This is a genomic window from Streptomyces sp. NPDC002787 (assembly GCF_053592095.1).
The window spans coordinates 415,112-432,596 of sequence record NZ_JBSFVC010000004.1; the positions used below are offsets into that span (position 1 = coordinate 415,112).

Here is a 17,485-nt window from a genome sequence, read left to right on the forward strand (position 1 = left end):
GGCTGATGGGGGCGCTCAGTGCCCGGTCGAGCCGCCGTTGTCCCGGCGGTCGAGCGCGCGCTGGAGCGCGGCGGCGGCGTTCTTGCGGTCTGACTCGGTCGTCCGGGAAACATGACGGACTCGGCGGCGGACGGTCGTCTCGGCCATGGGGAATCGACTCCTTCGAGGCAATCCGGAGTACGGAAACGGGGGGTTGCGAGACGCCGGATGGGGCGGGGAGCGGGGCCGCAGGGGTTGCCTGCCTCGGGCTCCGACTCACGACCGCCATTCGCTGGATCGAGCGAGACGTTCGGCTCCTACAAAGCTAAGTGAGCGCGGCGCATCTGTCTCTACAATTAGTCGGACTTCCTACTATCTGAGACGGTGGATTGGGTCACACCCAGCTGACCTGCGCTTTCACGCGCCAGGCGCTCGCGCCCCTCAAGGGGCGCGGGAAACTGCGCGAACAACCACACACCGCCCGCACACGCCGGACGGCCCCGGCCCCCGAGCTCTCGCCCGGGGGCCGGGGCCGTTCATTCGAGGGCCGTCAGCCCATGTGCGGGTACGTGTAGTCCGTCGGCGGCACCAAGGTCTCCTTGATCGCCCGCGTCAACGTCCACCGCATCAGGTTCTGAGGGGCCCCGGCCTTGTCGTTCGTGCCGGAGGCCCGCCCGCCGCCGAAGGGCTGCTGCCCGACGACCGCGCCGGTGGACTTGTCGTTGATGTAGAAGTTGCCGGCCGCGTAGCGGAGCTTCTCCATCGTGTACGCGGCGGCCGCGCGGTCGCCCGAGATCACCGAACCGGTCAGGGCGTAGGCGGACACCGCCTCCATCTGGGTCAGCATCTCCTCGTACCGGTCGTCCTCGTAGACGTGCACGGCGAGGAACGGGCCGAAGTACTCGGTGGTGAAGACCTCGTTGGCCGGGTCGGTGCACTCGACGACGGTCGGCCGGACGAAGTAGCCCACCGAGTCGTCGTAGGAGCCGCCCGCGACGATCGTGCAGGTCGGGTCGGACTTGGCGCGGTCGATGGCGGCCTTGTTCTTGGCGAAGGAACGCTCGTCGATGACGGCGCCGACGAAGTTCGACAGGTCGGTGACGTCGCCCATGGTCAGGTACTCGACCTCGGCCGCGAACTCCTGCTTGAAGCCGGAGTTCCAGATCGACGCCGGGATGTACGCGCGGGAGGTCGCGCTGCACTTCTGGCCCTGGTACTCGAAGGCACCGCGGGTGAGGGCTGTCTTCAGTACGGCGCGGTCGGCGCTCGGGTGGGCGACGACGAAGTCCTTGCCACCGGTCTCGCCGACGAGGCGGGGGTAGGAGCGGTACTTCTCGATGTTCGCGCCGACCGTCTTCCACAGGTACTGGAAGGTCTTGGTCGAGCCGGTGAAGTGGATGCCGGCGAGCTCGGGGTGCTCCAGGGCGACGTTCGACACCTCGATGCCGTCGCCGGTGACGAGGTTGATGACGCCCTTGGGCAGGCCCGCCTCCTCCAGGAGCCGCATCAGCAGCACGGCGGCGTGGGTCTGGGTCGGCGACGGCTTCCACACGACGACGTTGCCCATGAGCGCGGGGGCGGTGGGCAGATTGCCGGCGATCGCGGTGAAGTTGAAGGGCGTGATCGCGTAGACGAAGCCCTCGAGGGGGCGGTGGTCGAGGCGGTTCCAGACGCCCGGGGAGTTGGCCGGGGGCTGCTCGGCCAGCAGGTCACGGGCGTACTTGACGTTGAAGCGCCAGAAGTCGACCAGCTCGCAGGGACAGTCGATCTCGGCCTGTTGGGCGGTCTTCGACTGGCCGAGCATGGTGGAGGCGGCCAGCGTCTCGCGCCAGGGGCCGGCGAGCAGTTCGGCGGCGCGCAGGATGATCGCGGCGCGGTCGTCGAAGGACATCGCGCGCCAGGCGGGCGCCGCGGCGAGGGCCGCGTCGATGGCGTCCTGGGCGTCCTGGGCGGTGGCGTTGCCGTAGGTGCCGAGGCGGGCCTTGTGGTTGTGCGGCTGTACGACGTCGAAGCGGTCGCCGCCGCCCATCCGCTTCTCGCCGCCGATGGTCATCGGCAGGTCGATCGGATTCTCGGCCAGCTCCTTCAGCTTGGCCTCCAGCCGGGCCCGCTCGGGCGAACCGGGGGCATAGCCGCGCACCGGCTCGTTGACGGGGGTGGGGACCTGGGTCACAGCGTCCATGGGTTCCGTATCTCCTTGACGTGAGCGGTGTCGTGAGCAGGCGGGTTCCGGGCTCAGCCCTTGCTGACCATCGAGCGGACGAAGAAGCGCAGGTTCGCCGGCTTCTCCGCGAGGCGGCGCATGAAGTAGCCGTACCAGTCGGTGCCGTACGCCGTGTAGACCCGCATGCGGTGGCCCTCGGCGGCGAGCCGCAGGTGTTCGTCGGTGCGGATGCCGTACAGCATCTGGAACTCGTACTCGTCGAGCTTGCGCCCGGCCCGGCGGGCGAGTTCCTGGGTGATGGAGATCAGGCGCGGGTCGTGGGACCCGATCATCGGGTACCCCTCCCCCTCCATGAGGATCTTCAGGACGCGGACGTACGCCTTGTCGATCTCGGTCTTCTGCTGGAAGGCCACGGAGGCCGGCTCCTTGTACGCGCCCTTGACCAGCCGGACCCGGCTGCCGTTCGCGGCGAGGCGGCGGGCGTCGTCCTCGGTGCGGAACAGATACGCCTGGATGACGCAGCCGGTCTGCGGGAAGTCCCGCCGCAGCTCGTCGTGGATGGCGAACATCGAGTCGAGGGTGGTGTGGTCCTCCGCGTCGAGGGTGACCGTCGTACCGATCGCGGCGGCGGCCTCGACGACCGGGCGGACGTTGGCGAGGGCCAGCTCATGACCGCCGGGGAGTGCCTGCCCGAAGAGGGACAGCTTGACCGACATCTCGGCACGCTCGCCGAGCTCCAGTTCCTTCAGCCGGTCGACCAGCTCCAGGTAGGCGTCGCGGGCGGCGGCGGCCTGCTCCGGTCGGGTGATGTCCTCGCCGACGACGTCCATCGTCACTTCGAGGCCCTTGGCGGTGAGGTCCCGGATGACGGGGACGATGTCGTCGACGCCCTCACCGGGGATGAAGCGGTCGACGACCTGCTTGGTCACGGGCGCCGCCGAGATCAGGCGTCGCATCCGGTCGCTGCGCGACGCGGCGAGAATCACGGGACCCAGCACGGGGCACCTCCACAGACCAGCAGATAGAACCACCGTGAAACCTAAGGATCCCCCTGTTCGCCGACCATCGACAGCTGTCACGTATCCGTGCCGCAGATCTCAGACAGATGTACGAAGGACTTCGGAAGTGCGGGAGAATGCCCGGGTGACGCCGGAATCCGCATCGCTCCACCCCGTGGGTGACTACCAGGACCTCGTCGACGAGATCTCCGGGCTGCTCGGCGCCCCGGCGACGCTGGAGAACCGCGACTTCGAGCTGATCGCCTTCGGCGCGTACGACAGCGAGGACGATCTCGATCCGTCGGCCCTGGACCCGGTCCGCACCCGCTCGATCCTGACCCGCCGCTCGACGGCGGCGGTACGGAAGTGGTTCGAGGGCTTCGGCATCACCCGGGCGACGGCCCCGGTCCGGATCCCGCCGACCCCCGAGGCGGGCGTCCTGCGTGGCCGCATCTGCCTCCCGGTACGCCATCGGGGTGTCGTCCTCGGCTACGTCTGGCTCCTCGACAGCGACCCGGGCCCCACCGACACGCAACTGTCCGCCGCCATGGCCGTCACCTCCCGCATCGGCGCCCTCCTCGCGGACGAGGCCCAGGCGGGCGCCGACCTCACCCGCGAGCTGCGCGCGGTCCTGACCGCCGAGCGCGGCTGGGAGCGGGACATGGCGGTCGCGGAGCTGCGCACGGCCCTCGGCCCACGCGGCGACGGTGTCCACACGATGGTGTGCGTGGCCCCCTGGCCGTCCGCCGACCCGGACGACGCGCCGTCCTTCCGTACGGTGCCGGGGGCGACCGCGCTGTGCACGGTGCCGTGGGGTGCGGCCGGCCAGGGCCTGGCCCTGCTGGTACGGCTCCGCTCGGCGGAGGTACCGGCACCGGCGCTCACGGCCGCCGCCCGCCTCCTGGAGCGCGCGGGCGCGCACGCGGCGGCGGGGGTGGCCGACGCCCGCCCCGGCCTCGCCGACCTGGGCGCGGCCTGGCGGGAGGCCTCGGCGGCGGCCCGGGCGGTGTTGGCGGAGCCCCGCTTCGGCCCCGTCGCCGAGTGGCGCGCGATCGGCCCGTACCGTCTCCTGACCGCGCTGCCCCGCGGCACCCCGCAGGACCCCTCCGTCCGCTCCCTCCTCACCCCGGCCCACCGCGAACTCGCCCACACGGCGGAGGTCTTCCTCGACCACGCCGGCCAAGCGGGCCGCACCGCCGCCGAGTTGGGCATCCACCGCCAGACCCTCTACTACCGCCTCTCCCGCGTCGAACAACTCACGGGCCTGCGCCTCTCCGACGGCGAGGACCGGCTGTTGCTGCACATGGCACTGAAGGGGGCGCGGCTGTGAGGGGTCACAGGGTGCGGGAAAAGGGGGCGCCCCTGGCCCCGGCCCGCTTCATGGGGACCTTCGAGTGGCTCGGGGGCCGCACCGGGACATCCGCGGCTCGTGCCACCGAGATCGAGGCCGTACAGCTGGAACTCGCCGGGAAGGAACTGTCGCTCCCTCGGATTTCATCGACTACTACACGTCGGCGAACCTTCCGGACGCTCTGGGAGACGACTCGCTGAGCTGCTGTTGGAACAGCCTGTCCCAGCCGATGCCCAGCCCGGTCGGACCGGGCGCCTCCCTCGTCCGCTTCTTCCGCGACCAACAGGACTGCGTCCTCTGGTACTTCTGCCTGCGCCCCGGAAGCTCACCGTTCATCGTGCACTCCACCTGGAGTACGCGTACGAGTACGAAGCACGCGGCAGCGGCGGCGAGTTCGAAGGGGACGGCGACCGTCAGCGAAGCAGCCCCGGACAGCCGTGGCGAGTCGTCCCTCGACGAGGAACAGCGCGCCTATGTCAACCACTACCGCGCGTCCGGCTGAGCCCGTGCCCCCTCAGCAATGTCACCGGCCCGTGCCCCACGGCGTCGTGGAAGTCGTCCACGGCCGCACCGGACAAGGGGCACTGACACCGCCTCCGGCCACGGGCACTTCCCGCCCATCGGGGCCGCACTCCCGTCGCCGTGGCGGAAAAGCACGCTTCTGAAAACGATTGTCATCGTGCTACGGTCGCTGCACGTTCAACCTTTGACCACGCCTTTACTCGGAGTCTCCCGTGCGCCTCCCGGCCCGTTTCGTGCCCCTCACCGCGGTCACCACCGCGGCCTCCGCCCTGCTCACGGGCTGTTTCTCGTCGACGGGCGCCGACGAGGGCGGCGCCTCCGGTGAGGGCAAGCGGATACGTGTCGCGATGATGCTGCCGCCCCGCTCGGCCCTGTCGCCGCTGTCCGACGACGCGTTCAAGCTGTCGCGCTGGTCGACCGCCGAGACCCTGGTGAAGCTGAACGCGGAGGGCGACGCCCGGCCCGCGCTGGCCATCGAGTGGAAGCAGTCGGGCAAGACCTGGACGTTCACGATCCGGGACGGCGTGACCTTCCACGACGGCACGAAGCTGACGGGCGAGAGCGTCGTCAACTCCCTCACCGAGGCGGCGAACGCCTCCCCCAAGCCCCGCATCCTCGACGGCGTGGACCTGACCGCGAAGGCCGACGGCAACACCGTCACCGTCACCACGGGCACCGAGGACCCGCTCGTCCCGCAGCGCCTCAGCTCGCCGCAGCTGTCGATCCTCGCGGCGAAGGCGTACGAGGGGAAGACGGTGAACCCGGTCGGCGCGGGCACCGGCCCCTTCGAGCTGACCAAGGTCAACGGCACCGCCTCCGCCGCCCTCGACCGCTACGACGACTACTGGGGCGGCAGGGCCAAGGCGCCCGGCATCGATGTGAAGTTCGTGCCGGACGGCACCGCTCGCGCGGCCTCCCTGCGCAGCGGTGAGGCCGACATCGTCGAGGCGATCCCGGTGTCGCAGGCCGCCGTGCTCGACCAGGACCTGATCACCGAGGTCCCGATGCCGCGCACCAACACCCTCTACCTGAACACCGAGAAGGGTGTCTTCAAGGACGCCTCGCTGCGCGCCGCCGCCCGCGAGGCCGTCGACGCCGAGTCGATCGTCAAGGGTGTGTACGAGGGCCGTGCCGATGTCGCCGAGGGCCTGCTCGGGCCCGCGCTGCCCTGGGCCGCCGAGCTGCGGTCCACGGTGAAGCGCGGCAAGGCGGGTGACCCGAACGGCAAGAGCATCACCATCGGCACCTTCACCGACCGCGCCGAACTGCCCGAGGTCGCGGCCACCCTGCAACAGCAGCTGCAGAAGGCCGGGTTCAAGGTGAAGCTCGACGTGCGCGAGTACGCCAACATCGAGTCCGACGCGCTGGCGGGCGAGTTCGACGCGTTCATCCTCTCCCGGGCGACGGTCCTCGACTCCGGCGACCCGGCCGCGTACCTCTACAGCGACTTCGCCTCCGACGGCTCCTTCAACCTCTCGCAGCTGGCCGACAAGACGGTCGACGGGGCCCTCGACAAGGCCTCCGACACGGCCGCCGGTGACGCCCGCCGCCAGGCCGTCATCGACGCCGAGGCCGCCGTCCTCACCACCGACGCGGCCGTGCCGATGCTCCACGAGCGCGTGATCCAGGGCGACGCGGCCGGTGTCGTGGACGTGGCACACGACCCGCGCGAGCGGGAGCTGGTCACGGCGGACACCTACCTCAAATGAGGAAGCCCGCGGGGAAGTCGGAAGACGTGGCGCGCGTGGATCGTGTCGCGGGGAGGCCGGCCGGCGGGGCGCGGGAGGACCGTACGGCGGATGAGTCGGCCGGCCCGGCCCGACTGGGGCGGGCTTCGAGGAAGTTCGGCGGGGCGGACCAGGTGAGGCGGGCCGCCGAGCGATTCGTCGGCCCCACCGGGCTGACCCGCCTGGTCTGCCTCGTCGCCGTCGTGGCCGTCGTCGGTCTGCTGCCGTGGCTGTCCGGCCGCGACCCCGCGCTGACCGTGCTGCGCGCCCGGTCGGCCGAGCAGGAGGCGACGCCCGAGGCGCTGGCCGCCATCCGCGACGACCTCGGCCTGGGCGCCGGTCCCCTTTCCCTGCTGGGGAGCTGGGCCTCCGGTCTGCTGCGCGGCGACCTCGGTACGTCTTGGGTGTCGGGCACCGACGTGCTCCCCTCGGTGGTCTCCGGCCTCCAGGTCTCCCTCGGCCTGATGGGCGCCTCCTTCGCCGTCGCCGTGCTGCTGGCCTGTGCGCTGGTCGCCCCGGTGCTCGTACGGGGCCGCGGGTCGGGCGGCGCGTTCGCCGCGATGCTCGCCGCCGTGCCCGAGTTCCTGCTGGCCACGGTGGCGTTGCTGGTGTGCGGGGTGTGGCTGGGCTGGCTGCCCACGTCCGGCTGGGCGGGCCCCGAGTACCTGGTGCTCCCCGCGATCGCCCTCGGCGTCCCGGCCGGCGGTCTGCTGGGCCGCCTGGTCGCGGACGCGCTGCCCGCCGTGCTCGACGAACGCTGGGTCGAGCTGTGGCGCGGCGCGGGTGTGAGCCGGTCCCGTGTCTCGGCGGCCGCCCTGCGCCGCGTACTGCCGCCCCTGGTACCGCAGTTCGGCATGGCCGCCGTCGGCCTGACGGGCGGCGCGGTCGCCGTGGAGACGGTGTTCGCGGTGCCCGGCATCGGCCGTACGGCACTGGGCGCGGCCAAGTCCCAGGACCTCCCCCTCCTCCAGGGCTCCGTCCTCGCCCTCCTCGCCCTGGGCCTGGTCGCCGGCGCCCTGGCCGCGCTCGCCCGACGCCGGCTCCTCGGCCCCGCCCTGCGCGACGCGGGCCTCACCCTCCCGCCGGCCCGCCCGGTCCGCACCCACCCCGTGATACCGCTGGCCCTGGCGGCGGTGCTCGTGGTGACCATCGGCTGGGGCCTGCTGCGCGACCCGTACGCCGTGGACACCACCGCCCGCCTCCTTCCGCCGTCCTGGGCGCATCCGCTCGGCACGGACGGGCTCGGCCGTGACGTCCTGGCCCGTCTCGGCCACGGCGCCGCCTCCACGGTCGGCACCGCGGCCGCGGTCTGCGCGCTGAGTCTTCTGGTCTCTCTGGCGCTCGGCTTCCTGCCGGGTGTGGCGGCGGGCGCGTCGGACATCGCCAACGCGCTGCCCCCGGTGATCGTCGGCATCCTCGTCGCGGCGGTGGCCGGCCCCGGCACGGGCGGCGCGGCCCTCGCCGTGGCCCTGATCTCCTGGCCGGCCCTGTCCGCCCACGCGGCGGCGCTGGTACAGGAGGTCCGCGCCTCCACGTTCCTGACCGCCCAACGGGCCATCGGGGCGAGCCCGTCGTGGATCCTCACCCGGCACGTCCTCCCGTCCGTCGCCGCCCCGGTGGCCCGTCACGCCGTCCTCCGCCTCCCGGGCATCGCCCTGGCCCTCGCCTCCCTCGGCTTCCTGGGCCTCGGCGCCCAACCGCCCACCCCCGAGTGGGGGTTGCTCCTCGACGAGTCCCGCGCGTACGTGGAACGCGCCCCGTGGGCCGCCCTGGCCCCGGCGGTCGCCCTGGCCCTGCTGGCCGGGCTGGCGGTGTCGGGGGCGACGTACGCGGAGGGGCGGGGCAACCGGAAGAGCGGCCGGCCCCGCGGGGCGAAGGCCGTGAAGCCCGCGAAGGGGACGCGAAGCCCGAAAGGGTCGAAGGACTTGAAGGAACCGCAGGGGCCGCAGGTGCTGATGGAGCCGCAGGGCTCACCGGGCTCAACGGGCTCAACGGGCTCAACGGGCTCAACGGGCTCAGAGAACGAGGCGAAGGAGGCCCCCGTTGACGTCTGACGACGACGTGCTGCTGTCGGTGCGCGACCTGCGCATCGCGTTCGGCGGGGTGGAGGCCGTGCGCGGTCTGTCCTTCGACGTGCGCCCGCGCGAAGTGCTCGCTCTCGTCGGCGAGTCCGGCGCGGGCAAGTCCCTCACGGCCCGGGCGCTGCTCGGGATGGTGCCCAAGGGTGCGACGAGCAGCGGAACCGTACGGCTGCGCGGCGACACGGACCTCGTCGCCCAGCGCGGCCGCCGTATCACCCTCGTGCCCCAGGACGCCCTCTCCGCCCTGTCCCCTGTGCACCCCGTAGGCGACCAACTCGCCGCCGCCGTACGGTCGGTGGCGGGCGTCTCGCGCAAGGAGGCCCGCGCCCGGGCGGTCGCCGCGCTCGACCGGGTGGGGATACCCGACGCCGCACGCAAGGCGCGGGCGTATCCGCACGAGTACTCCGGCGGTATGCGCCAGCGAGCCGTGATCGCCATGGCGACGGTCAACGAACCGGACGTCGTCGTCGCCGACGAACCCACGACCGCGCTCGACGCGGAGCTCCAGGAACAGGTGCTCCGCGTACTCGGCGAGCAGCGCGAGGCGGTCGGCGCCGCGCTCGTACTGGTCACCCACGACCTGGGCGTGGTCCGGGAACACGCCGACCGCGTCCTGGTCATGTACGCCGGCCGCCAGGTCGAGCAGGGCCCCGCCAAGGGCGTGTTGGGCCGTCCTCGGTCGCCGTACACGGCCGGCCTGCTGGCCTCACTGCCACCGGACGACGGAGACCACCGCGACAGGGACGCCGTCGGCGACGGCCGCGAGAGGGACGACATCGGCGACGGCCGCGGCATCGAGGATGCCTGCGGCGGTCACGGCCCGGACGGCGACAATACGCGCCCCGACGCCCGTACGCGCCGTCGTCGCCCCCGTCGGCTGCCCTCCATCCCCGGCTCGCCGCCCACCCTCGACGCCCTCCCGTCCGGCTGCGTCTTCGCGCCCCGCTGCCCGCTCGCCGAGGACCGCTGCCGTCATGAGAAGCCCCGATCGTGGAGGGCCGGCGACGGTCATGAGGTCTCCTGCCACCGCTGGGACGAAGTCCCGCATCCCGCGACCGAGTTGTTCCTGGAGCAGCCCGCATGAACCAGCGCGACGACCGGCGCGGCCCCCGGCCCCCGGCCCTGCCCGAGCGCCACCCGCTGCTCGACGTGCGTGACCTGGTCGTCCGCTACGGCGCGGTCACCGCCGTCGACCAGGTGTCCTTCACGGTGGACGCGGGCGAGACCCTGGCCCTGAACGGCCCGTCCGGATGCGGCAAGTCCTCCACGATCGCCGCCGTGCTCCAGCTGCGCCGCCCGGACGGAGGAGAGGTCCGTTTCGAGGGGCGGGAGCTGACCACCCTCACCGAGCACGAACTGCGCCCGCTCCGCCCCCGTATGCAACCCGTCTTCCAGGACCCGTACGGCTCACTCAGCCCTCGCCACCGCATCCGGGACGCGGTGGCGGAACCCCTCCGTGTCCAGGGCCGCTGGGACGCGACGGGCCCCGACCGCGTCGCCGAACTCCTCGACCGGGTGGGCCTGGACCCTGCCTACGGCGACCGCTTCCCGCACGAGCTGTCCGGCGGACAGTGCCAACGCGCCGGTATCGCCCGGGCGTTGGCGTCCGAGCCCCGCCTGCTGGTCCTCGACGAGCCGGTGTCCGCCCTCGACCCCTCCATCCGGGCCGGAGTCCTCAACCTGCTCGCCGACCTCCAGGACGAGCTGGACCTGGCGTACCTCTTCATCTGCCACGACCGCGCGATCGTACGCCACTTCGCGGACCGTTCGATCGAGATGCGCGCGGGGAGGCTCGTGCCGGCCTAGGGTGTTTCGCCCCCATAAGCGGGCGACGGCGACCGACCACTCCCCCCTCCGCCGACCTGGACCCCGCCGCCCTCCCCACCCCCGGGCTTCGTCGCGGCCTCCATCACCTGGCGGAGCCCCTCGGTGATGGCCTCGGCGTCGGGCGCGTACTCGGGGTCGAAGGTCCACTGGGCGACGAGCCCCAGCAGGAGGGTCAGGTAGAAGCGGCCGACGGTGTCCGCCGCCCGATCGGGGACATCCTCCTCGCGGCCCCCCATGAACAGCGTCACGATGCCGCGCGCGCCCTCCCGCTGGGCCAGCGCCAGATGCTCGCGCACCTCCGGCAGCTGGTCCCCCATGGCCAGCGCCTCCATGCTGAGCCGCCACATCGAGCCCGGCTCCCGCATGGACTCCACGGCGTTGGCCCACACCTCCCGGAACCGCTCGACCGAGCCGGGCGCACTGCTGCTGCCGATCGCCTCGCCGCCGTCGAAGGTGTCCGAGACCTCGCCGACCATCGCCACGTACGCCTGCGCCAGCAACGCGTCCTTCGAGCCGTAGTGGTAGCCGATCGACGCCAGGTTCGTCCCCGACTCCTTGACGATGTCGCGCGCCGTCGTGCGCGCGAACCCCTTCTCCAGCAGGCAGCGTTTGGCGCCTTCGAGCAGATCCTCGCGGTGTCCCATGCGGGCCAGCGTAGCCCGGCGGCCATACAAGCGTCCTAGACGCACGTATTAGGCGATGGCATTGAACGCACGTATTAGACGCTCGTACTAGACGGCCGTATAAGACACCCGTACAGTCACCGTCATGACGACGACCCACATCCCTCCGGTGCGAGCCGGACGCCGTGAATGGACCGCCCTGTGCGTCCTGATGCTCCCGTTACTGCTGGTCTCGATGGACGTCTCGGTGCTCTACTTCGCGGTCCCGGCGATCACCGCGGATCTGGAGCCGAGCGGCACGCAACTGTTGTGGATCTTCGACATCTACGCGTTCGTGCTGGCCGGACTGCTGATGACGATGGGCTCCCTCGGCGACCGCATCGGCCGTCGCCGGCTCCTGCTGATCGGTGCGGCGGCGTTCGGCGCGGCCTCGCTGGTGGCCGCGTACGCCGACAGCGCCGAGACGCTGATCGCGGCGCGGGCGGTGCTCGGCATCGGGGGCGCGACGCTGATGCCGTCGACGATGGCGCTGACCAGGACGATGTTCACGGACCCCGGCCAGCGGGCGAAGGCGATCGGCGTCTGGTCCGGTGTGATGACGGCGGGCGTCGCGCTCGGGTCGGTGCTCAGCGGCGTCCTGGTGGAGCACTTCTGGTGGGGCTCGGTGTTCCTGGTGAACCTGCCGGCGATGGCACTGCTGCTGCTCCTCGGCCCGTTCCTGCTCCCCGAGTCGCGCGATCCGCGCCCCGGCCGCTTCGACCTGCTGAGCGTTCCGCTGTCGATGGCCGCCGTCCTGCCCGTCATCTACGGCCTCAAGGAGATCCCCTCGGAGGGCTGGAACGTGCGGTACGTGGTCTCGGTGACCGTCGGACTGCTCTTCGCGGCCCTCTTCGTCCACCGCCAGCGCACCACGCCCTCACCGCTGATCTCCCCCGCGCTGTTCCGGGGCCACGGCTTCACCCCGGCCCTCGCCCTCAACCTCGTCGCGGCCTTCGGGATGATGGGCTCGGTCTACTTCACCACCCAGTACCTCCAGTCCGTCCTGGGCAAGAGCGCGCTGGAGGCCGCGCTGTGGGGGCTGCTCCCCTCCCTGCTCATCGGCGTCGCCGCACCGGTCACGACACACCTCGTGCAACGAGGCGTGAACCGGGCGTACGTGGTGGCGGCGGGCTTCGCGACGGCCGCGTGCGGTTACGGGCTGCTGGTCGGCACCGGCCCGGACTCCCTCTGGCTGGTGCTCGCCGGCTGTGGCGTCCTCGCCGCCGGCATCGTCACCGTCCTCTCCCAGATGACCGACCTCGCCCTCGGGGCCACCCCCGTCGAACGCGCCGGCTCCGCCTCCTCCCTCCTCGAAACCGGCCAGGAATTCGGCGGCGCCCTCGGCATGGCGGCCCTCGGCTCCATCGGCACCGCCGTCTACCACCACGAGATCCCGGCCTCCGCCCCCGCCCCGGCCCGCGAGACCCTCGGCGGCGCCCTGGCACTCGCCGAGCAACTACCCGCCCCCGCGGCCGAATCCCTGACGACAGCCGCCCGAGCCGCCTTCACCACCGGCATGCAGGGCGCGGCAGCCGCGGGGGCCGTCGTACTACTGGGAGCGGCGGTCGTGGCAGTGGGAGCCCTACGAGGCATACACGTAAGAGAGCCCGAGACACACTGCCCGAGCGACCCGCGCCACGGCTTTTAGGCGCGCGGGGAACCGCGCGACCAGCCCCCACCGACCCGCACCGGAAGAACCCACCCCGGGGGCGAAGGGACGGAGCCCCCGGAGGAAGGGGGACACTGTTGGCGAATTCAGTCCGTCGCGTTGTAGCACTGCACCGCCTCGTGCGGCTCTCCCAGATGAACTTTGCAGCCGGGGTGAGGGGCGGGCCTGACGGCCATGCTCACTGAGTGCATGACGGCATGGGTAGTGTCATCGGGCGTGGCGGCGACGGAGGGGAAAGCCACGCTCTTGCGTGACTGCGCCGAGCGAGCGGAACGGCTCCGGCAGCAGGGGGCCACAGTCGTGTTCGTCGCAGGGGTCGAGCTGAGCGTGATGAACCGGAAGTTCCTGCCCGGAGACATGGTGTCACTCGCCCAGTGCGGCGAGGACGTCGTGCTCTCGTATCTCCCCGGACAAGACAGGGCCGCTAGCAAGGAGCAATACCGGTGGGACCGGCAGGTCGAGTGCGCGGACGCGGGCGAGTTCGGCCTGTAGCGCTTCCGCCCCGCCACTGGTGGCCATGACGCCCGTCTCCGCGGCGAGCCGGTCGAGCACGGTGGTGTCCGCGATGTTCAGGCCGTCGGCGAAGTACGCGCGAAACAGTCGCTCGGCCATCTCTTCACCCTTGCCTTGCGCGGATGCCTGCGCGGCGAGTCGGTGCGCGTCGAAGGTGTTGGTGAACACCGCACGGCGGAAATCGAGTTCGAGGCCGTCGTCGGCGCCGAACGAGGTGTCGGCGGCGAGCCGGGCAGCAACGGCCGCGCCACGCTCGCGCGCCCAGACCTCGACCAGCGGTTCACCGACGGGTGATGCCTGTGGACGGAGCTGGACAGGACGCAATACGGTTTCGACGGTGCCGCCGTCCGCGCGGTGGCGGATGACGGCCCGGAGGTAGCGGGTGAAGCCGAGGTAGCAGTGGACGCAAACGAAGTCGATGACGGCCTCGACGCGGCGCGGACGGTGCATGAACGGACTCCTGTCGGTGCGGTGCGGGTGGTATTCGGCGGCTCGGGTGTCACCAGGGCATGGGGCCGTCGGCCGTGTAATAGCCGCCGGTCGGTCCGTCGGGGCCGATCGAAGCCATGCGGACGATAATGTCGGCGCCCTGCTCGACGCTCTGGGCGCCGGTATGGCCGTTGAGGTCGGTGGCGGTGTGGCCCGGGTCGACGGCGTTGATCCGCATGCGCGGCAGGGCACGCGCATACAGCACCGTGACCATGTTCAGGGCGGCCTTGGAAGAGTTGTAGGGCAGCGAGGAGATCCAGAGCGGGACGAGCGAGGCGTGGGCGGCCGGGTCGGCCGCCACGGCCAACGAGCCCAGGCCGCTGCTGACGTTGACCACGACCGGCGACGCACTCCGGTGCAGCAGGGGCAGGAAGGCCTGGGTGACGCGCACGGCACCGAAGACGTTGGTGTCGTAGACCGCGAGCATGTCCGCGGCGGTGACCTCGTCGGCCGTCCGCATGCGGCCGGCCACGCCCGCGTTGTTGACCAGAACGTCGAGGTGCCCGGTGTGCTCGCGGACCTGCTCGGCGGCCGTCGCGACGGAGTCGTCGTCGGCGACGTCGAGGAGCAGCGGGCGAGCGCCGACCGCCCGGGCGGCCCAAGCGCCACGGCGGGCGTCACGGGCACCCAGATACACGGTGTGCCCCGCCCGGGTCAGGCGGCGGGCGGTCTGCAGTCCCAGGCCCTTGTTGGCCCCGGTGATGAGGGTCGTCGTCATGTCCGGCAGCCTCGCCGCCCGGCGGCCGGCCGGACAGATCACTGCTGTTCCTGGTAACGCTGGTACCAGGAGGGCGTGGAGCGGGACGCCGATACTGGGGCCATGAGTGCACAGGGCGACAGCGGACCTTCCCGGCGGGGCAGCGATCTGGGAAAGGCACTGCGCCGGTGGCGCGATCGCGTACCTGCCACCGCGGTCGGGCTGCCGGCGGGGCGAAGCCGCCGGACGCCCGGGCTGCGCCGCGAGGAACTGGCCCTGCTGGCGGGAATATCCGCCGAGTATGTGATCCGCCTGGAGCAGGGCCGGGCGACATCGCCCTCCGCCCAGGTGCTCGGCGCTCTGGCGCGGGCGCTTCGCCTGTCGGAAGCCGAGCGTGCCCATCTGTTCGCGCTGGCCGGGCAGCCCGAACCCACGGACGGCCGACTGCCGGGCCGGCTCACGCCGGGAGTGCAGCGGCTGCTCGACCAGATGCCGGGCACGCCCGTCGGCGTGTACGACGCGGCCTGGACCCTTATCGCCTTCAACCGGCTGCACGCCGCACTACTGGGAGACCCGTCCCCACTGACGGACCGGGACCGCAACCTGGTCTGGCAGCACTTCACCGGCCCGCCCGGCCCGGTGCGCCACACCCCAGCGCAGCAGGCCCGCTTCGAAACCGCCATGGTCTTCGACCTGCGGTCCGCGTCCACCCGCTACCCCACGGACCCGGTCCTGCGCCGCCTCGTCACGGACCTGCGCAGCACGAGCCCACGCTTCGCCACCCTGTGGGAGGCCCACGAGGTGAGCGGTCACATGCTGCACACCAAGACCATCCACCATCCCGAGGTCGGGCCACTTCACCTCGACTGTGACATCCTCACCGAACCCGGCGCCGACCTGCGCATCGTCATCCTCACCGCCCCGCCGGGCAGCGACACCGCCAGCCGTCTCGGACTGCTCGACGTCATCGGCACCCAGCAGATGACCGAACCATCCCACCCCCGGCACGGCGTCACCCCGCCCACCTAGCTCTCGCCATGCAGCCAGCCCGAGCCCGCTCCACCGTGATCGAACTCCCAGCGCGCCCCCGCCCACCCGGCGAATACCGCACACTTCGCATGGCCAACCGACGAAATGGCCGGACCTGCTGAAACGCGGCCGCCGGGTGAGAGTCCCGCGTAGGGGTGTGGAGATTCCCGGTGGACCTCTGTGCGCCGACGTCGTCGGTTCGGGTGGTCACGTCTGGTTCCCAGGTTGGGAACCGGCTGGTGGCGAAGACTTCGAGCGTGATGAGGAAGACCGTGAAGGGCGCTGGAACGCCCCGACCGAAGCGCCCGCCGATCCGTCTGGGAGAATCGTCAACCGTCTGCGGGAGCTGCACGAGTTGGGCGGAGATCCGGCGTACGAGCGGTTCCCGGCCTCGGAGGAGCTGTTCCGCGTGCTGGAGCACGCTCAGACGTGGGCCGGGAAGCTGAAGCAGCCGGATGACAGCCTGGTCAACGTGGTGGGCGAGGCCGCGGTGTTGCGCGCGAAGTTGTGGCAGTACCTGCGCGAGCAGGCCGACGCCGGACAGCTGAAGGCGGTCGAGGACGGTCGGGCCGCCGGCGTGCCCTGGGACCACTTCACCGAGGCCCTGTACGTGACCTCCAAGCAGGGCGCTTACCAGAAGGCTCGGCGGCTGAAGGCCGAGCAGCTTCGTGACCCCGGCGAGCGCCGCACCCCCGAAACCGCCCGCGAACACGAGGACCGCAATGCTGCCGAGCAACGGGCCGAGCGGGCCTTGATGCTCGTGCAGGAACGCCGTTTCCTCGTCGCCCAGCAGATCGGCCGGCTGCTCCTGGAGCGTCGCGACGGCATCGTCCTGGACAGCTGGGCGACGTTCTGGTGGAGCGGTTCCAGGTCTCCGTGCAGGGCGGCGTGGAGCGGCCGCGAGTTCGCGGGCGCGCTCTTCACCCGGCACGCCATGCATCATGAAGTAGATCGGGCCCGTGTAGGCGTCCGGGTGAATCTCGCCGTTGTCGACCATGCGGATCATCGCCCCCCGGACGGCGTCGTTCACGATGTCCTCGACGACGTGCCCGGGCCCGGCGGTGAGCGTGTCCGCTTTCACCGTCCACCGCGGGCCCTCGGACTCGCTGGCGACGAACACAGTCTGATGCGCCATGGCCTGCCGGTATGCCTTATGGACCGAGCACCCTGCGCACTCGGTGGACTGCCAGCGGCGGCCTGGCGCGCACGCTGGCTGGCGGCCTTGCGCAGAGCGGCGAGGTGCTGTCCGGCGCGGCTGAGGTAGCCGATCTGTTCAGCGGTCAGATCAAGGGCCTTCAGGTCGGTGCGCAGGGCCACGACGACGACCGCCGGGCTGGCCGCCGTGGCCAGCTGCTCCTGGGCGAAGAGGAGCAGTTGCTCGGCTGGCGCAGTCGGCTGGTGCGCGGCCGTGCCGTACAGAGGCGTCCGGTGCGACGTGCGGTGCGCAGCCGGGCCGTGAGCACGCGAGCGGCGATGACGGCGCGGTCGTGGCACAGCGGCACGCGCGGGATGGCCGACTCCCCCGGCTCCAGCGGCAGGAAGGGCACGGCCGGGTCAGCGGCCGGCCTCCCGTCCCTGCCGAGGACGGCGGCCGGTATGCGGGAGCGCGGCGGGGCAGCGGGTGAGTGAAGGGGCTCGGAGATTCGGGTGAAGCAACCTCCGGGCCCCTTCCACGGCTGCGGCTAGTGTCCTGCGCCAGTAGTTGATCGTTAGTTGGTGTGTGACTTCTACTGCTGGTGCGTCAGTTCCTCGTCGTGGCCCGAAACTGGTGCCGTTG

Annotated in this window: 16 protein-coding genes; 10 read left to right on the forward strand and 6 right to left on the reverse strand. The window is 71.7% G+C overall.

Annotated features, from left to right (window positions below):
- Nucleotides 1-15 precede the first annotated feature (15 nt).
- From ACWD26_RS07915 to ACWD26_RS07925, 3 genes are all read right to left on the reverse strand, one after another.
- Nucleotides 16-147, reverse strand: coding sequence for a hypothetical protein (locus ACWD26_RS07915; protein ID WP_005479955.1), 132 nt, complete (start codon nt 145-147; stop codon nt 16-18).
- A gap of 382 nt (nt 148-529) precedes the next feature.
- The gene (gene pruA / locus ACWD26_RS07920) at nt 530-2,161 is read right to left on the reverse strand and encodes an L-glutamate gamma-semialdehyde dehydrogenase (protein WP_451267371.1); all 1,632 of its coding nucleotides are present in this window, start codon (nt 2,159-2,161) and stop codon (nt 530-532) included.
- Nucleotides 2,162-2,214: 53 nt separating this feature from the next.
- Nucleotides 2,215-3,141 (reverse strand): proline dehydrogenase family protein, encoded by a 927-nt coding sequence (locus ACWD26_RS07925; RefSeq protein WP_451267373.1) that lies wholly within the window; start codon nt 3,139-3,141, stop codon nt 2,215-2,217.
- A gap of 127 nt (nt 3,142-3,268) precedes the next feature.
- Between ACWD26_RS07925 and ACWD26_RS07930 the strand changes: the two genes are divergently transcribed.
- The 6 genes from ACWD26_RS07930 to ACWD26_RS07955 all read left to right on the forward strand — a co-directional run bounded on the left by ACWD26_RS07930 (nt 3,269) and on the right by ACWD26_RS07955 (nt 10,628).
- A complete protein-coding gene (locus ACWD26_RS07930; protein WP_451267375.1) occupies nt 3,269-4,471 on the forward strand; it encodes a PucR family transcriptional regulator in 1,203 nt (400 codons plus the stop codon).
- 250 nt (nt 4,472-4,721) lie between these two features.
- The gene (locus ACWD26_RS07935) at nt 4,722-4,994 is read left to right on the forward strand and encodes a hypothetical protein (protein ID WP_451267377.1); all 273 of its coding nucleotides are present in this window, start codon (nt 4,722-4,724) and stop codon (nt 4,992-4,994) included.
- Nucleotides 4,995-5,226: 232 nt separating this feature from the next.
- Nucleotides 5,227-6,723, forward strand: a complete 1,497-nt coding sequence (locus ACWD26_RS07940) for an ABC transporter substrate-binding protein (protein ID WP_451267379.1) — start codon at nt 5,227-5,229, stop codon at nt 6,721-6,723.
- Between the two features lie 152 nt (nt 6,724-6,875).
- On the forward strand, nt 6,876-8,795 hold the full coding sequence (locus ACWD26_RS07945) for an ABC transporter permease subunit (protein ID WP_451267421.1): 1,920 nt from the start codon (nt 6,876-6,878) through the stop codon (nt 8,793-8,795).
- Nucleotides 8,785-9,906 (forward strand): ABC transporter ATP-binding protein, encoded by a 1,122-nt coding sequence (locus tag ACWD26_RS07950; RefSeq protein ID WP_451267381.1) that lies wholly within the window; start codon nt 8,785-8,787, stop codon nt 9,904-9,906. The genes ACWD26_RS07945 and ACWD26_RS07950 overlap by 11 nt, the downstream gene beginning before the upstream one ends.
- Nucleotides 9,903-10,628, forward strand: a complete 726-nt coding sequence (locus ACWD26_RS07955) for an ATP-binding cassette domain-containing protein (RefSeq protein WP_451267383.1) — start codon at nt 9,903-9,905, stop codon at nt 10,626-10,628. Before ACWD26_RS07950 ends, ACWD26_RS07955 begins: the two co-directional genes overlap by 4 nt.
- On the opposite strand, the gene ACWD26_RS07960 is transcribed toward ACWD26_RS07955, so the two are convergent.
- Complete coding sequence (locus ACWD26_RS07960; RefSeq protein ID WP_451267385.1) at nt 10,625-11,293, reverse strand: TetR/AcrR family transcriptional regulator; 669 nt, start codon at nt 11,291-11,293, stop codon at nt 10,625-10,627. The genes ACWD26_RS07955 and ACWD26_RS07960 overlap by 4 nt on opposite strands.
- 124 nt (nt 11,294-11,417) lie before the next feature.
- Between ACWD26_RS07960 and ACWD26_RS07965 the strand changes: the two genes are divergently transcribed.
- Nucleotides 11,418-12,959 carry an MFS transporter gene (locus ACWD26_RS07965; protein WP_451267387.1) on the forward strand — a complete coding sequence of 514 codons (1,542 nt, stop codon included), beginning with the start codon at nt 11,418-11,420 and terminating at the stop codon, nt 12,957-12,959.
- A gap of 384 nt (nt 12,960-13,343) precedes the next feature.
- Here the strand turns inward: ACWD26_RS07965 and ACWD26_RS07970 are convergent, their stop codons facing one another.
- Both ACWD26_RS07970 and ACWD26_RS07975 read right to left on the reverse strand, forming a co-directional pair.
- Nucleotides 13,344-13,943, reverse strand: coding sequence for a DsbA family oxidoreductase (locus tag ACWD26_RS07970; protein ID WP_451267389.1), 600 nt, complete (start codon nt 13,941-13,943; stop codon nt 13,344-13,346).
- 49 nt (nt 13,944-13,992) lie between these two features.
- Complete coding sequence (locus ACWD26_RS07975) at nt 13,993-14,700, reverse strand: SDR family NAD(P)-dependent oxidoreductase (RefSeq protein WP_451267391.1); 708 nt, start codon at nt 14,698-14,700, stop codon at nt 13,993-13,995.
- A gap of 102 nt (nt 14,701-14,802) precedes the next feature.
- Here ACWD26_RS07975 and ACWD26_RS07980 point away from each other — a divergent pair, with 102 nt between their 5' ends.
- The 3 genes from ACWD26_RS07980 (at nt 14,803) to ACWD26_RS07990 (ending at nt 17,337) form a co-directional block, all read left to right on the forward strand.
- On the forward strand, nt 14,803-15,708 hold the full coding sequence (locus tag ACWD26_RS07980) for a helix-turn-helix transcriptional regulator (RefSeq protein ID WP_451267393.1): 906 nt from the start codon (nt 14,803-14,805) through the stop codon (nt 15,706-15,708).
- 157 nt (nt 15,709-15,865) lie between these two features.
- Entirely contained in the window at nt 15,866-16,972 is a 1,107-nt protein-coding gene (locus tag ACWD26_RS07985; RefSeq protein WP_451267395.1) for a hypothetical protein, read from the forward strand.
- Entirely contained in the window at nt 16,948-17,337 is a 390-nt protein-coding gene (locus tag ACWD26_RS07990) for a hypothetical protein (protein ID WP_451267397.1), read from the forward strand. Before ACWD26_RS07985 ends, ACWD26_RS07990 begins: the two co-directional genes overlap by 25 nt.
- The last annotated feature ends 148 nt before the right edge of the window (nt 17,338-17,485 follow it).

What these genes read in the sequence shown, in the direction of transcription:
- ACWD26_RS07955 (WP_451267383.1), top strand. Translation starts at nt 9,903, where the DNA reads ATGAACCAGCGCGACGACCGGCGCGGCCCCCGGCCCCCGGCCCTGCCC.
- ACWD26_RS07980 (WP_451267393.1), top strand. Translation starts at nt 14,803, where the DNA reads ATGAGTGCACAGGGCGACAGCGGACCTTCCCGGCGGGGCAGCGATCTG.
- ACWD26_RS07975 (WP_451267391.1), bottom strand. Translation starts at nt 14,700, where the DNA reads ATGACGACGACCCTCATCACCGGGGCCAACAAGGGCCTGGGACTGCAG.
- ACWD26_RS07970 (WP_451267389.1), bottom strand. Translation starts at nt 13,943, where the DNA reads ATGCACCGTCCGCGCCGCGTCGAGGCCGTCATCGACTTCGTTTGCGTC.
- ACWD26_RS07965 (WP_451267387.1), top strand. Translation starts at nt 11,418, where the DNA reads ATGACGACGACCCACATCCCTCCGGTGCGAGCCGGACGCCGTGAATGG.
- ACWD26_RS07960 (WP_451267385.1), bottom strand. Translation starts at nt 11,293, where the DNA reads ATGGGACACCGCGAGGATCTGCTCGAAGGCGCCAAACGCTGCCTGCTG.
- ACWD26_RS07915 (WP_005479955.1), bottom strand. Translation starts at nt 147, where the DNA reads ATGGCCGAGACGACCGTCCGCCGCCGAGTCCGTCATGTTTCCCGGACG.
- ACWD26_RS07935 (WP_451267377.1), top strand. Translation starts at nt 4,722, where the DNA reads ATGCCCAGCCCGGTCGGACCGGGCGCCTCCCTCGTCCGCTTCTTCCGC.
- pruA (WP_451267371.1), bottom strand. Translation starts at nt 2,161, where the DNA reads ATGGACGCTGTGACCCAGGTCCCCACCCCCGTCAACGAGCCGGTGCGC.